Source organism: Streptomyces sp. NBC_00454 (assembly GCF_041434015.1).
GTDB lineage: Bacteria > Actinomycetota > Actinomycetes > Streptomycetales > Streptomycetaceae > Streptomyces.
The window spans coordinates 2,724,620-2,738,117 of the sequence record NZ_CP107907.1 but is presented as its reverse complement, the minus strand read 5'-3'; the positions used below and the strand labels follow the sequence as shown (position 1 = coordinate 2,738,117).

The window sequence follows — 13,498 nt, the reverse complement described above, 5'->3', positions numbered from 1 at the left end:
GGATCCCCGGGGGCCTTCCTCGTGCGCGGCCGACAGCTCTACGGCCGCTGCGCTGCTACTCGACGGTGACGGACTTCGCCAGGTTGCGCGGCTTGTCGATGTCCCGGCCCAGGGCCAGGGCGGTGTGGTACGCCAGGAGCTGGAGCGGGATGCCCATCAGGATCGGGTCCAGCTCGTCCTCGTTCTTGGGCACGAGGATGGTGTGGTCGGCCTTCTCCTGCTCGCGGTGGGCGACCGCGAGGATCCGGCCGCTGCGGGCCTTGATCTCCTCCAGCGCCGCGCGGTTCTTCTCCAGCAGGTCGTCGTCCGGGACGATCGCGACCGTGGGCATCGCCGGCTCGATGAGCGCCAGCGGGCCGTGCTTGAGCTCGGAGGCCGGGTAGGCCTCGGCGTGGATGTAGGAGATCTCCTTGAGCTTCAGGGAGGCCTCCAGGGCCACCGGGTAGCCGCGCACCCGGCCGATGAACATCATCGACTTGGCCTCGGCGTACTCGGCCGCGAGCTTCTTGATGTCTTCCTCGCCGTCCAGGATCTCCTGGATCTGGGCGGGCAGCTTGCGCAGGCCCTCGATGATCCGCTTGCCGTCGGTGACGGACAGGTCGCGGATGCGGCCGAGGTGCACGGCGAGCAGCGCGAAGGCCACGACCGTGTTGGTGAAGCACTTGGTGGAGACCACGCAGACCTCGGGGCCGGCGTGCACGTACACGCCGCCGTCGGCCTCGCGGGCGATCGCGGAGCCGACCACGTTGACCACGCCGAGGACGCGGGCGCCCTTGCGCTTGAGCTCCTGCACGGCCGCGAGCACGTCGTACGTCTCACCGGACTGGGAGACCGCGATGTAGAGGGTGTCGGGGTCCACGACCGGGTTGCGGTAGCGGAACTCGGAGGCCGGCTCGGCGTCGGCGGGGATCCGGGCGAGGCCCTCGATGAGGCCCGCGCCGATCAGGCCGGCGTGGTACGAGGTGCCGCAGCCCAGGATCTTGACGCGGCGGATGCCGCGCGCCTCGCGCGGGTCCAGGTTCAGGCCGCCCAGGTGGACGGTGTTGAACCGGTCGTCGATCCGGCCGCGCAGCACGCGGTCGACGGCGTCGACCTGCTCGGTGATCTCCTTGTGCATGTACGTGTCGTGGCCGCCCATGTCGTACGAGGCGGCCTCCCACTCCACGGTCTCGGGCGTGGCGGTGGTCGTCGTGCCGGAGGTGGTGTAGGTGCGGAAGTCGTCGGCCTTCAGGGTGGCCATCTCGCCGTCGTCGAGGGTGACGATCTGGCGGGTGTGGGCGACGAGCGCGGCGATGTCCGAGGCGACGAACATCTCCTTCTCGCCGATGCCGAGGACGACCGGGGAGCCGTTGCGGGCGACGACGATGCGGTCGGGGAAGTCGGAGTGCATGACGGCGATGCCGTAGGTGCCCTCGACGACCTTGAGCGCCTCGCGGACCTTCCCCTCGAGGGTGTCGGCCTCGGAGCGGGCGATCAGGTGGACGAGCACCTCGGTGTCGGTCTCCGAGAGGAAGACCACGCCGTCGGCCTCGAGCTTGGCGCGCAGCTCGGAGGCGTTGTCGACGATGCCGTTGTGGACGACTGCGACCTTGTTGTCGGCGTCCAGGTGCGGGTGGGAGTTGGTGTCGCTCGGGGCACCGTGGGTGGCCCAGCGGGTGTGCGCGATACCGGTGGTGCCGGCGAAGCGCTTGGGTACCCGGGACTCCAGCTCGCGTACGCGGCCCTTGGCCTTGACGACCTTCAGGGCCGGGGCCTTCGGGCTGTTGACGACGATGCCCGCGGAGTCGTATCCGCGGTACTCCAGTCGCTGCAGGCCCTCCAGCAGCAGCGGTGCCACGTCACGCTTGCCGATATAACCCACGATTCCGCACATAAGGTCTTACCCCTCCTGAAGTTCGAATGCTCTTGCCACTGCCCTGCGCCCGCCCTCGCGGGGGCCGGCGGTCAGCCGTAGACGATGCGCCGCAGTTGCCGGAGCGACAGCTCCGGCGGGGCCACCGCACGGTGCGGCAGCTCGGCCGCGATCCGCTCGAAGATGTCCGCGTTGACCGCGCCGCCGGACTGGAGCTCACGGTGGCGGCGGCGGACGAACTCCTCCGTCGTCTCGTCGAAGTACGCGAGCACGTCGAGCACCACACGGGCGGCTTCCCCTCGCTGGAGCGAGGTGCTGCGCACCAGGTGGTCGACGAGGTCGTCGTACGACGGGCGGCGGTCGGGCATCCGTCGATATTGACGGTCCGAGCCGCAGAACGCAAAGATCCTGCCCGAAATCGGGCAGGATCGCTCTGGTCTGGACCAGAGGAGGGGGTAATTCCGGTCTATGGTGCTCAGAAACGTCCCAAAATCGCCGCTTTCGCCGTGGTGAACTCCTCGGTCGTCAGGACCCCGGCCCGCTGCAGCTCCCCCAGCTCGCGCAGTCGCCGCAGCAGGGCGTCGTGGGTCCCCTCCGAGGGCGCCGTCGCGTGATCCGCCGAGGGTGCCGCCGGGTGGGGCATGCGGACCGCCACGGCCGCGGCGACCAGCGCCATCAGCGGATCCTTCTTGAAGCCGGACAGCTCCACCGCGTGCGGGTCGTACTTCGGAGCGGGCGCGGCCGCCGTCGCACCGGCCAGGGTGAAGCGGAGCCACCCGTTCGTCAGCCCCTTCGACGGAGCCCACTCCACCGACCGCACGTCCCCGATCCGGAACTCCCGGGGCCCGCCCGAGCGCTTGGCCTCCTCCGTGGTCCAGTTCCAGTCCAGGGCCACCCGGTCCCCGTCGAAGGCCACCGTCCCGTCACCCGCGCCGACCGTGATCGGCACCGGCGGCCCCGGCAGCAGGTAGGAGTCCGCGGGCCCGGGATCCACCTGGTCCAGCAGCAGCGAGTTGCGCACCTCGTCCACGAAGTACTCCGCGACCCCGGCCCGGTCCGGCTCCACGGTCAGCCGGTACGGATCGGAGGCCTCCGGCAGCCGCCCGCCCGTCACCTGGAGGAGCGGATCGGCGCCGTCACGCAGCCGCAGCCGCAACCTGCCCGCCTTGCGCCCCGGTTCGTAGGAGATGCCGGCGAGCGCGCGCAGCGGGACGACCACCTCGCCCAGCGTCTGGCGCAGCAGTCCCACCGCCTTGTCGCGGCCCGGCACGATGCGCACCGAGTCCCCGTCGAAGGTCCACGTACCGTCCTTCTGGATGATTTCCGCCACCTCGGGATTCTCGCACCGTCCTCGCGGGCCCATCTGGTCTATACCTGGTGGCATGAGAGTCCCGCGCCGCGCGCTCGCCGCCCTGCTCGTCCTCGCCGCCGTCCCCGCGACCGCGTCCTGCACCGCCGCGCACGGGGCCGACGACCCCCGGCCCGCGGGCGCGGGCCCCGCCGCGCTCGCCCCCTATGGCCGGATCCTGCCGGCGCCCGTCTCCGCGCACGCCGCGGGCCCGGGGTACGCCTTCGGTCCGGGCACGGTCGTCCGTACCGGCACCACGGACGACGAAGAGGTCCGCAAGGTCGGGGAACTCCTCGCCGAGCAGCTCCGGGGACCCAGCGGACTGCCGGTGCCCGTGGTCGACGGCGCGGAGGGCGACGGGATCCGGCTGCGGATCGACGAGGGGACCGAGGGGGCGGGCGCCGAGGGGTACCGGCTGGAGTCCGGCCCCGACGGTGTCACCCTCACCGCCCGCACGCCCGCCGGGCTCTTCCACGCCGGCCAGACGCTGCGCCAGCTGCTCCCGGTGTCCGGTCCGGGGACGGTGCCCGGCGGGACGGTCACGGACGCGCCGCGCTTCGCGTACCGCGGGGCGATGGTGGACGTGGCCCGCCACTTCTTCACGGTCGAGCAGGTCAAGCGGTACGTGGACCAGCTCGCGCAGTACAAGGTCAACACCCTGCACCTGCACCTGACCGACGACCAGGGCTGGCGCCTGGCGATCGACTCCTGGCCGAAGCTCGCGCAGTACGGGGGAGGCAGCGAGGTCGGCGGCGGGCCCGGCGGGTACTGGACGAAGGACCAGTACCGGGACCTGGTGGCGTACGCGGGGGAGCGGTACGTGGACGTGGTCCCGGAGATCGACATGCCGGGCCACGTGAACGCGGCGCAGGCCTCGTACGCGGAGCTGAACTGCGACGGCAAGGCGCGCGAGCGCTACACCGGGATCAAGGTCGGCTTCAGCTCCCTGTGCGTGGGCAAGGAGCGGACCTACGAGTTCATCGACCAGGTGCTCGGGGAGCTGGCGGAGCTCACGCCCGGCCCCTACCTCCACATCGGCGGCGACGAGGCCCACTCCACACCGGCGGCGGACTACGCGGCGTTCATGGACCGGGCGCAGGAGGCCGTGGCCAAGCACGGCAAGACGGTGATCGCCTGGCACCAGCTCGCGACGGCGCACCCGGCGCCGGGCGCGGTGCTCCAGTACTGGGGCCACGACCGCACGGCGGCCCCGGAGAAGGCGGCGGTGGCCGCGGCCGCGAAGGCGGGCCACCCGCTGATCCTGTCCCCGGCGGACCGGCTCTACCTGGACATGAAGTACGACGCGACGACCAAGCCGGGCCTGGCCTGGGCGGGCTTCGTCCCGGTCCGCCGCGCCTACGACTGGGACCCGGGGACCTACCTGGCCGGAGTCCCGGAGTCCGAGATCCTCGGGGTGGAGGCCCCGCTGTGGACCGAGACCATCGCCACCCGCCCGGACCTGGAGTACATGGCCTTCCCGAGGGTGCTGGGCCTGGCGGAACTCGGCTGGTCCCCGCCCGCCGCCCGCGACTGGACCGCGTACAGCCGCCGCCTGGCGGCCCAGGCCCCCCGCCTGGACTCCCAGGACGTCAACTACCACCGCGCCCCGGACGTGCCCTGGCGATAGGCGCAGCACGTTCACCGGGATCGGACGGTGATGCAGGATGTGCGGATGATATTCGGGAGAAAGAAGTTCCTGGACGCCGTGGGGGACTTCGAAAGGGCCGTACGCGCACAGAGCCCGAAGCGGGCGCAACGGGCGCTGGCGCCGCTCCACCGGACGAGCGGGAACGCCGGTGACGGCGAGTACCTGGAAGCGGGGCCGCGTTTGGCGGTGCTGCTTCCGGACCTGCCGCCCGGTCCCCGGTCCACGGTCGCGGTGGTCGTCGGGGCGTGCGTCGAGCGGGGCGCGGACGCTCCGGCGTGCGCGCCGGTGATCTTCGCCGGGGCGCGCGAGGCCTTCGCGGCGGCCGCCGACTTCAGCGCCCGCTGGGCGGATACGGGGGGCGGAGAACTGCCCGACCCCGACGGCGCGTTCTCCGACGAGATCGTCGAGCGGGTGGGCTCCGGGCCCGCGGTCGGCTGGTTCACTCTGCCGCAGTGGGAGATGGCGGCCGTCGCCGTGCTCAACGACCCGGCCGTGCGCCGGACGGCCGAGGGCAAGGCGGAGCTGCTCGCCCTCGTCGAGCGGGTCGCCGAGGCCTCCGGTCACGAGTTCAAGTGCCTGGACTACGCGCTGCGCGTGCTGGACGACGAGCCGCTCGTCGTCCTGCACCGCGAGAGCGGGACGGGATACGCCCTGCGCATGAGCGGAATCGGCGACAACTTCCAGCTGCACACGCTGCTCGCGGACGTGCTCGCCGGTGGGCGGCACGTGCCCGGCGAGGCGCCTTCGGCGCGGGAGACCGCCGTGTGCCGGGACGCCGCGGGGCAGGTCCCGACGACGGGGGCGTTCAACTTGGTCGGCGCGGACGGAGGCTGGATCTTCAACGAGGGCACGCCGGCCGACATCGCCGTCGTGGACGGCGTCCGGCTGCTCGTCCTGGACCCGCCCCCGTACCGGCGGAGCTGGCCCGCCGGGCGGTTCTTCCCCGGTATGCACGGCGACCTGGTGCTGGAACGGGTGCTGAGCGCGCAGGAGGCCGCCGACTGGTTCGCCAAGCTGGCTCCCGCCAAGGGGCCGACGGGCTCCTGATGCGGGGTCCCGCCGCAGGGGGGTAGGGGAGGGGCGGCGTCGAGGGACCGTATCGGTACCGCCCCTCCCCCGGTCACCGCCGCGCGGCGTAGGGCGCGACGGGGTTCTTGAGGGTGCCGATCAGCTGGAGGGCGGCGGAGGGGTCGGCGAGGTCGACCATCTGCTTGTTGTTGCGCAGCTGGAGGCGGTTGAGGCAGGACAGCTGGAACTCGTCCGCGAAGAGGTCGTAGCGGGCGAAGCGGTCCGCCAGGGCCGGGACGGAGTCCTGGTAGTCGTGGGCGCAGTCGGCGACCGCCCGCCAGAAGGTGGACTCCTCGCAGATGCCCTCGGAGACCAGGATCGAGTTCAGGAAGCGGAAGAAGCAGTCGAAGACGTCCGTGAAGATCGACAGGAGCTTCATGTCTTCCGGGATGTCGGCCTTGACGCGCTCCACGGCCGGCGGCAGGACCGCGTCCGGGTCCATGACCACGATCTCCTCGGCGATGTCCTTGAAGATCGCCCGCTTCACCACGCCGTTCTCGATGACGAGGATCGTGTTCTCGCCGTGCGGCATGTACGCCAGGTCGTACTGGTAGAAGCAGTGCAGGAGGGGGACCAGGTAGGCGCGCAGGTACGAGCGCAGCCATTCGGCCGGGGTGAGGCCCGACTCCGCGATGAGGGCGCCGACGAAGGAGTCGCCCGCGGAGTCCACGTGGAGGAGCGAGGCCATGGTGGCCAGGCGCTCGCCTTCCTGGAGCGAGGCCACCGGGGACTCGCGCCACAGGGCCGCCAGCATTTTGCGGTACGGGGAGTAGCGGTCGGTCGCGCGCTCGTACTGGCGGTGGTGGTAGCCGATCGCCGCGCGCTCGCGGATGATCGAGAAGTCGACCGACCGGAGGACCTCGTCCGACTGGATCAGCTGGTGCAGCCAGTCGTTGATCGCCGGGGTGGCCTCCATGTACGTGGCGGAGAGGCCGCGCATGAAGCCCATGTTGAGGACCGAGATCGCCGTTTTGACGTAGTGCTTCTCGGGGGCGCTGGTGTTGAAGAAGGTACGGATCGACTGCTGCGCGAGGTAGGAGTCCTCGCCCTCGCCCAGCAGGACCAGGCGGCGATTGGCGATCTCGGCGGCGAAGGTGACCGTGGTCTTGTTCCACCACTGCCAGGGGTGGACCGGGAAGAAGTGGTAGTCCGCCGGGTCCAGGCCCAGGGCCTTCAGCCGATCCTCGAACCCCTCGACGGCCGCCTCGCCCAGCTCGGCCCGCATGAAGGAGCCGTGGTCCAGGCCGGAGCCCGCCGTGAAGGTGGAGACGTCCTTGCGGGCCGCCACCCACACCAGGTGGACCGGGCTCGCGGCCTCCGGGGCGTACGAGAGGTACTCGTGCACACCGAAGCCGAGGCGGCCGTTGTTGGCGACGAAGCAGGGGTGGCCCTCGGTCATGCCGGTCTCGATGTCCTGGAAGGAGGACTTGGCCAGCACCGACGAGGAGATCTGCGGCTTCGTGTACTTGAAGCCCGATCCGGCCAGGGTGGAGGAGATCTCCTCCAGGTAGACCGGCAGGACCTCGGCGCTCAGGCCGAGGGAGTCCTTCAGCTCGATGTGGAAGTCGATCGCGTCCAGCGGCAGCTGCGCGCCGTCCCGGTGGCGGGTGACGGAGGCCTCGTCCACCGCCCAGTGGTCCAGGGCGTGCAGGGCCGCGGTGAAGCGGTACTCCACGGAGCCGTCGTCGCTCAGGACCGAGTAGCGGGAGTCGCCCAGGGGGGCCGGAGCGAGCAGGCGCTCGTGGGAGAACTCCGCCAGGGCCTTTTTGACCAGGGCCCGGTTGGCGCGGGCCCACAGCTCGGGGGAGAGGTGGGAGACGGCGTCGGCGAGGCTCATATCGACTCTCCCGTGGTGAGGCCGGTGGTGGGACCGGTGGTGAGGCCGGAGGTGAGGCCGGTCGCGAGACCGGTGGCGGCTTCGAACTGTTCGCGGGTGCAGAAGCTCAGCAGGGCTTCCTTCTCCGGCTTGACGACCGGGCCGTCGGGTACGAAGCCGACGGCCTCGTTCAGCGCGTGGACGGCCGTGTTGCGGACGTCGGGCTCCACCACGACGCGGCGGGTGGCCGGGTCGGCGAAGAGGGAGGCCATGACGGTGGTGATGACCGCGAGGGTGAACCCGTGCACGGGGGTGTCGCTGGGGGCGACGAGGAAGTGCATGCCGACGTCCCCGGGCAGGGCCTCGTAGAGGCCGACCAGTTCCAGCCGGCTCGGGTCGTAGCGCTCCATCAGGAAGGCGGGTCGGCCCTCGTGGAGGCCGATGAAGGCCTCGTGGTGCTCGGCGGCGGCGATCTTCATGTACTCGCGCTCCACGTCGGGCAGCGAGGCTTCCTGCATCATCCAGAACGCGGCTTTGCGGTGCGTGACCCAGCCGTGCAGCAGTTCCGCGTCGGCGAAGGGGTCCAGCGGGCGGACCGAGAAGGCGCCGAGGGCCGGGTCGGTGCGGGTGAAGGGGGCGTCGGTGGTGGTGCTCATGCGAAGGTGCCTTCCGGGGCGGCGAACTGCTGGAACGCGATGGACTTCTCGACCTTGTAGTACTCGCGGCCGAGCAGCTCGCCGATGATGTACGCGTTGCGGTACGCGGCCATGCCCAGGTCGGGCGAGGTGATCGAGTGGTTGTGGACGGTGCCGTTCTGGAGGAACACGCCGCGGCCGGTGGTGTCGATGCTGTAGTTGCGTGCCGCGTCGGGGCGGCCGTGGCCGTCGAAGTTCAGGCGGCCGCGTACGGGGTTCAGGAACTCGGGGAGCTCGTACCGGTAGCCCGTCGCCAGGACCAGGCCCTCGCTGGAGAGGGAGAAGTCGCGCTCCTGCTCCTCCTGGCGCAGCCCGAGCGTGTACGTGCCCGTGGTGGTGTCGTACGCGGCCGAGTTCAGCGAGGTGTTGGTGAGCAGGGTGGTGGTGACCGGGCCCGGCGAGGTGACCTTCTTCTGGTAGAGCAGGTCGAAGATGGCGTTGATGAGCTCGCCGTCGATGCCCTTGAAGAGGTTCTTCTGCTGGCTCTCCAGGCGGTAACGGGTGTCCTCGGGGAGCGCGTGGAAGTAGTCCACGTACTCGGGTGAGGTCATCTCCAGCGTCAGCTTGGTGTACTCCAGCGGGAAGAACCGCGGGGAGCGGGTGACCCAGTTGAGCTGGTAGCCGTGCACGTCGATCTCGGCGAGCAGGTCGTAGTAGATCTCGGCCGCGCTCTGGCCGGAGCCGACCAGGGTGATCGACTTCTTCGTCTGCAGGGCGGCCTTGTTCTGCATGTAGGCGGAGTTGTGCGTGAAGTCGCCGCCCACCTGCGCGCACGCCTGCGGTACGAACGGCGGGGTGCCGGTGCCCAGGACCAGGCGGCGGGCCAGGTGGGTCTCGCCGCGGTCGGTGTGGACCTCGTAGAGGCCGGCCCGCTCGTCGTAGGTGACCTCGGTGACCGAGGTGGAGTACTGGACGTTGTCGAGCCGGTCGGCGGCCCAGCGGCAGTAGTCGTTGTACTCGGCGCGCAGCGGGTAGAAGCTCTCGCGGATGTAGAAGGAGTACAGCCGGTCCTTGTCCTTCAGGTAGTTCAGGAAGGAGAAGGGCGAGGTCGGGTCGGCGAGGGTGACCAGGTCCGACATGAACGGCGTCTGCAGGTGCGCGCCGTCCAGGAACATCCCGGCGTGCCACTCGAAGTGCGGCTTCGACTCGATGAAGAGGCCGTCGAGCTCGTCGATCGGTGCGGTCAGGCAGGCAAGTCCCAGGTTGAAGGGACCGAGGCCGATTCCGATGAAGTCACGGGGCTCACGAGTGGACGACAAGGGATTCTCCCAGGAACTGCTCGGCGTGTGCGGCGAGGAGGTCGAGCACGGCCGTGATGTCGGCCGTGGTGGTCTGCGGGTTGAGGAGGGTGAACTTCAGGTACTGCCTGCCGTCCACCTTGGTGCCGGCCACCACTGCCTCGCCCGAGGCGAACAGGGCCTTGCGGGCATGGAGGTTGGCCTCGTCGACCAGATCTGCGCGCACCTCGCCCTCGGGCACGTACCGGAAGACCAGGGTGGAGATCTGAGGCTTGACCACGACCTCGAAGCGCGGGTCGGCGTCGATGAGGTCCCAGCCGGCCGCGGCCAGGTCGACGACCTCGTCGAAGAGCGAGCCGATCCCGTCGGCGCCCATCACGCGCAGGGTCATCCAGAGCTTGAGCGCGTCGAAGCGGCGCGTGGTCTGGATCGACTTGTCGACCTGGTTGGGGATGCGCTCCTGCGCCATCCGGCGGGGGTTGAGGTAGTCCGCGTGGTACGTGGCGTGCTTCATCGTGTCGCGGTCGCGCACCAGCAGGGCGCTGGAACTGACCGGCTGGAAGAAGGACTTGTGGTAGTCGACCGTCACCGAGTCGGCGTGCTCGATGCCGTCGAGCAGGTGCCGGCGGGTGGGGGAGACCAGCAGGCCGCAGCCGTACGCGGCGTCCACGTGCATCCAGGCGGAGTGCTCGGCGGCCAGCCGGGCGATCTCGGGGAGCGGGTCGATGGACCCGAAGTCGGTGGTGCCGGCGGTCGCGACGACGGCCATCGGGAAGAGGCCCTCGCGGGCGCAGTTCTCCAGCTCCAGCGCGAGGACGGAGGTGTCCATCCGGCGGTTGCGGTCGACGGGGACGGCGATGACGGCCTCGTAGCCGAGTCCGAGCATGGCGGCCGACTTCTTGACGCTGAAGTGGCTGGCCTCGGAGGTGAAGATCCGTAGTTTGGGGAGGACTTCGGACTTCGGGAGCTCGCCGGTGCTGTTCTTCATCACGATGCGGCAGGCCTCGTCGCGGGCCAGGAGCAGTGCGTGGAAGTTCGACTGGCTGCCGCCGGAGGTGAAGATGCCGTCCGCGCCGGGGCCGAGGCCGATGCGCCCGGCGGTCCAGTCGATGAGGCGGCGCTCGATGAGCGTGCCGCCGATGGACTGGTCCCAGGTGTCCAGCGAGGAGTTGACGGCCGAGAGGACGGCCTCGCCGAGTACGGCCGGGATGACCACCGGGCAGTTGAGGTGCCCGAGGTAGCGCGGGTGGTGGAAGTAGACGGCGTCGCGGAGGTAGACGTCCTCCAGCTCGTCGAGGGCGGCGGCCGCGTCTTCGAGGGGGGCGTCCAGGTCGATGCCGGCGATGACCGGGGCGAGTTCGTCCACGGATACGCCGGTGTGGGGCCGCTCCGTGGTCGCGATTTTGGCCGCGACGCGCGCGACTCCCTCGGTGACGGAGCGCCGGTAGAGGTCCGCGGTCGTCTCGTTGAGCAGATGCTGACGCATCAACTTTCCTCCGGGCAGGGGGGAGAGGGGGGCGTGGGGTGTGTTGATTAGGTTAGCCTAACCTAACTTACTCTCCAAATGGGGATGGGCCCCGGCGGGAAGCCGGGACCCATTTCAAGTGTTCTCGGAGGAACGGAAGTTGACTCGACGGCGGCTAGAGGGCAGCGCCCGGGTCCTCGCTGGGCGCCCGGCCCGCGTACGCCTCCGCGAGGAGTTCCTCCTCGCTCGCGCCGAGCCGCCAGTAGCCGGTGAAGCGCACCGCGCGGCGGTCGACGCCGCGCTCCTGCACGAAGTGCCTGCGGACCGCCCGGATCGTCGCGGCCTCGCCCGCGATCCAGGCGTACGGGGCTTCGGCGGCCGGTATTGCGGCCGCCCGGACCACCTCCAGCAGGTGGTCGGTGCGCTCACGGCCCGCGCCGCCGGCGCGGACGACCCAGGTGATGTCGGCATCGGCGAGCGTCGGCAGGACCAGCCGGTCGTCCTCGTGCGGCACCTCGAACCAGGCCTTGACCCGGGTGCCGTCCGCGAGCCGGTCCAGGATCGCGGCGGCGGCCGGCAGGGCGGTCTCGTCGGCGTACATCAGGATCGCGTCGGTGCCCGCCGGCGGCTGGAAGCGCACGGACTTGTTCTCCGCGACCATCGGTCCGATGGCCATGATCCGGCGGCCGGTGACCGCGCGGCCCGCCCAGTACGAGGCCGGAGAAGCGTCTCCGTGGAGCACGAAGTCGATGTCGACCTCGTCCACCCCCTCGGGAGTCCGCCGCTGCTCGCGGACCGTGTACGAGCGCATCACCGGGCGCTCCTCGTCCGGCATCGCGCGCCACTGCGCGAACCAGGTGTCCTCGGCCGTGGACGGCAGCACGGTGTGCTCCCGGCCGGCGGGCGGCAGGAAGAGGGACAGGCTCTGGTCGTAGCCGCCCGAGCGGAACCCCGCGAGGGACGCGCCGCCGAAGGTGATCCGCAGGAACGAGTGGCCGAGGCGGCGCGTGCGGAGGACTTCGAGCTCGAAGAAGCCGAAGTGCGGGATGTCTTCGGCTGTTTCGGCGATCTCGGCGATCTCGGCTGTTTCGGCGGCCTCGGTGGTGGCGGCAGATGCGGTGGCGGTCATGCGGAGAGTCCCCCCGGGAGTCGGTTCGATGACGGGCTACGGCAGCCGGCCCCGGCGCCTGGGTGAGGCGCCGGGGCCGGCCGGGCACGGGATCAGCTGGTTCAGCTGACCTTCTTGGCGTTCTGGATGGACTTCGTGAGCTCTTCCAGGATCAGCGCGCACTTCTCGTACGAGTAGATCGGCTCGGTCACGCGGGGGGTGATCTGGCCGGCCTTGACGGCGGGCATCTCGGCCCAGGTCGGCTTGGCCTTCAGCTGCTCCGGCTGGAGGGTGCCGGTGCGGTTGTCGAGGAGGACGACGTCGGCCTTGTACTTGCCGGCGTTCTCCCAGCTGAGGCTCTCGAAGAAGCCGCCCTCCTGCGTCTTCTCCGGGACGACGAACTCGACGCCGAGCGACTGGAAGTACTTCAGGTCGGCGGAGGTGGCCGGGGTGGAGACGTAGAACAGGTCGGCGGAGCCGGAGCCGACGAGGACCTTGATGCCCGGGTTGGCCTTGGTGGCCTCGCGCAGCTTCGCGGAGGCGGCTTCGAAGCGGGCCTTGGCGTCCACGGTCTTCTTGGCGTTCAGGTCGGCGCCCAGGGACTTGGCCAGGTCCGCGGTGCGGGCCAGGGCCTTGTCCATGGTGACGTCGCCGCCCACGCCGATCGCGGCGGCCGGGGCCACCTTCAGGATCTTGTCCTTGGAGGCCTCGGGGACGTACCAGTACGTGCCGTCCCAGGTGTTGGTGACCAGCAGGTCGGGCTGGAGGGCCGCGTACTTCTCGACGTTGAACTCGTCGTAGACGTTGCCGAGGATCTCGACCTTGGAGATGTCCATCGAGCCGGCCTGCACGTCGGCCTTGCCGTCGGCGGTCTTCGTCGGGCCGAAGACGCCCTTGACGTTGACCCCGTAGTCGTACAGCGCGGCGGCGGTGCCGGTGAACGCGACGATGTTCTTGGGCGTGGACTTGACGGAGACCTCCTTGCCGAGGTCGTCCTTGAAGCTCCAGGGGCCCGAGGCCGCGGAGCCCTTGTCCTTGCTGCCCGACCCGTCCTTCGCGGAGTCGTTGCCGCCGCAGGCGGTGAGCGCGGCGACGAGGCCGAGAGCGCCGCCTGCCGCGATGAGACCGCGGCGGGTGAGGAGGGAGGAACGGGACTTGGGCATGTCGATGTCCGCTTTCGTGCGTGCCGGGCGGCCGTCGGGCCGTTCGAAGGGAAGGTTAGCCTAACCTTGGCTGAAAGCGGTAAGGGGGCCCTAAGTA

At 70.4% G+C, this 13,498-nt stretch carries 11 protein-coding genes; 2 read left to right on the top strand and 9 right to left on the bottom strand.

The window, feature by feature from the left end; translation table 11 throughout:
• Positions 1-55: 55 nt before the first annotated feature.
• The 3 genes from glmS to OHU74_RS12620 form a co-directional block, all read right to left on the bottom strand.
• A complete protein-coding gene (gene glmS / locus OHU74_RS12630) occupies positions 56-1,873 on the bottom strand; it encodes a glutamine--fructose-6-phosphate transaminase (isomerizing) (RefSeq protein ID WP_371615985.1) in 1,818 nt (605 codons plus the stop codon).
• 71 nt (positions 1,874-1,944) lie between these two features.
• Entirely contained in the window at positions 1,945-2,220 is a 276-nt protein-coding gene (locus OHU74_RS12625) for a hypothetical protein (RefSeq protein WP_330296507.1), read from the bottom strand.
• A 107-nt stretch (positions 2,221-2,327) separates the two neighbouring features.
• A complete protein-coding gene (locus OHU74_RS12620) occupies positions 2,328-3,182 on the bottom strand; it encodes a DUF4429 domain-containing protein (RefSeq protein WP_371615984.1) in 855 nt (284 codons plus the stop codon).
• A 52-nt stretch (positions 3,183-3,234) separates the two neighbouring features.
• On the opposite strand from OHU74_RS12620, the gene OHU74_RS12615 reads away from it, so the two are divergent.
• Positions 3,235-4,827 carry a beta-N-acetylhexosaminidase gene (locus OHU74_RS12615; RefSeq protein WP_371615983.1) on the top strand — a complete coding sequence of 531 codons (1,593 nt, stop codon included), beginning with the start codon at positions 3,235-3,237 and terminating at the stop codon, positions 4,825-4,827.
• A gap of 45 nt (positions 4,828-4,872) precedes the next feature.
• Entirely contained in the window at positions 4,873-5,895 is a 1,023-nt protein-coding gene (locus tag OHU74_RS12610; protein WP_371615982.1) for a hypothetical protein, read from the top strand.
• Positions 5,896-5,968: 73 nt separating this feature from the next.
• On the opposite strand, the gene OHU74_RS12605 is transcribed toward OHU74_RS12610, so the two are convergent.
• From OHU74_RS12605 to OHU74_RS12580, 6 genes are all read right to left on the bottom strand, one after another.
• A complete protein-coding gene (locus OHU74_RS12605; RefSeq protein ID WP_371615981.1) occupies positions 5,969-7,753 on the bottom strand; it encodes an IucA/IucC family siderophore biosynthesis protein in 1,785 nt (594 codons plus the stop codon).
• Positions 7,750-8,388 carry a GNAT family N-acetyltransferase gene (locus tag OHU74_RS12600; RefSeq protein ID WP_371615980.1) on the bottom strand — a complete coding sequence of 213 codons (639 nt, stop codon included), beginning with the start codon at positions 8,386-8,388 and terminating at the stop codon, positions 7,750-7,752. Before OHU74_RS12600 ends, OHU74_RS12605 begins: the two co-directional genes overlap by 4 nt.
• Positions 8,385-9,686, bottom strand: coding sequence for a lysine N(6)-hydroxylase/L-ornithine N(5)-oxygenase family protein (locus OHU74_RS12595; RefSeq protein ID WP_371615979.1), 1,302 nt, complete (start codon positions 9,684-9,686; stop codon positions 8,385-8,387). Before OHU74_RS12595 ends, OHU74_RS12600 begins: the two co-directional genes overlap by 4 nt.
• Entirely contained in the window at positions 9,670-11,151 is a 1,482-nt protein-coding gene (locus OHU74_RS12590) for an aspartate aminotransferase family protein (RefSeq protein ID WP_371615978.1), read from the bottom strand. Before OHU74_RS12590 ends, OHU74_RS12595 begins: the two co-directional genes overlap by 17 nt.
• Positions 11,152-11,305: 154 nt before the next feature.
• Entirely contained in the window at positions 11,306-12,259 is a 954-nt protein-coding gene (locus tag OHU74_RS12585; RefSeq protein WP_371615977.1) for a siderophore-interacting protein, read from the bottom strand.
• Positions 12,260-12,360: 101 nt separating this feature from the next.
• Positions 12,361-13,401, bottom strand: a complete 1,041-nt coding sequence (locus tag OHU74_RS12580; protein ID WP_371615976.1) for an ABC transporter substrate-binding protein — start codon at positions 13,399-13,401, stop codon at positions 12,361-12,363.
• Positions 13,402-13,498: the final 97 nt, after the last annotated feature.

Coding starts and splice junctions, on each gene's coding strand:
- glmS (WP_371615985.1), bottom strand. CDS start 1,873: ATGTGCGGAATCGTGGGTTATATCGGCAAGCGTGACGTGGCACCGCTG.
- OHU74_RS12625 (WP_330296507.1), bottom strand. CDS start 2,220: ATGCCCGACCGCCGCCCGTCGTACGACGACCTCGTCGACCACCTGGTG.
- OHU74_RS12615 (WP_371615983.1), top strand. CDS start 3,235: ATGAGAGTCCCGCGCCGCGCGCTCGCCGCCCTGCTCGTCCTCGCCGCC.
- OHU74_RS12610 (WP_371615982.1), top strand. CDS start 4,873: ATGATATTCGGGAGAAAGAAGTTCCTGGACGCCGTGGGGGACTTCGAA.
- OHU74_RS12605 (WP_371615981.1), bottom strand. CDS start 7,753: ATGAGCCTCGCCGACGCCGTCTCCCACCTCTCCCCCGAGCTGTGGGCC.
- OHU74_RS12600 (WP_371615980.1), bottom strand. CDS start 8,388: ATGAGCACCACCACCGACGCCCCCTTCACCCGCACCGACCCGGCCCTC.
- OHU74_RS12590 (WP_371615978.1), bottom strand. CDS start 11,151: ATGCGTCAGCATCTGCTCAACGAGACGACCGCGGACCTCTACCGGCGC.
- OHU74_RS12585 (WP_371615977.1), bottom strand. CDS start 12,259: ATGACCGCCACCGCATCTGCCGCCACCACCGAGGCCGCCGAAACAGCC.
- OHU74_RS12580 (WP_371615976.1), bottom strand. CDS start 13,401: ATGCCCAAGTCCCGTTCCTCCCTCCTCACCCGCCGCGGTCTCATCGCG.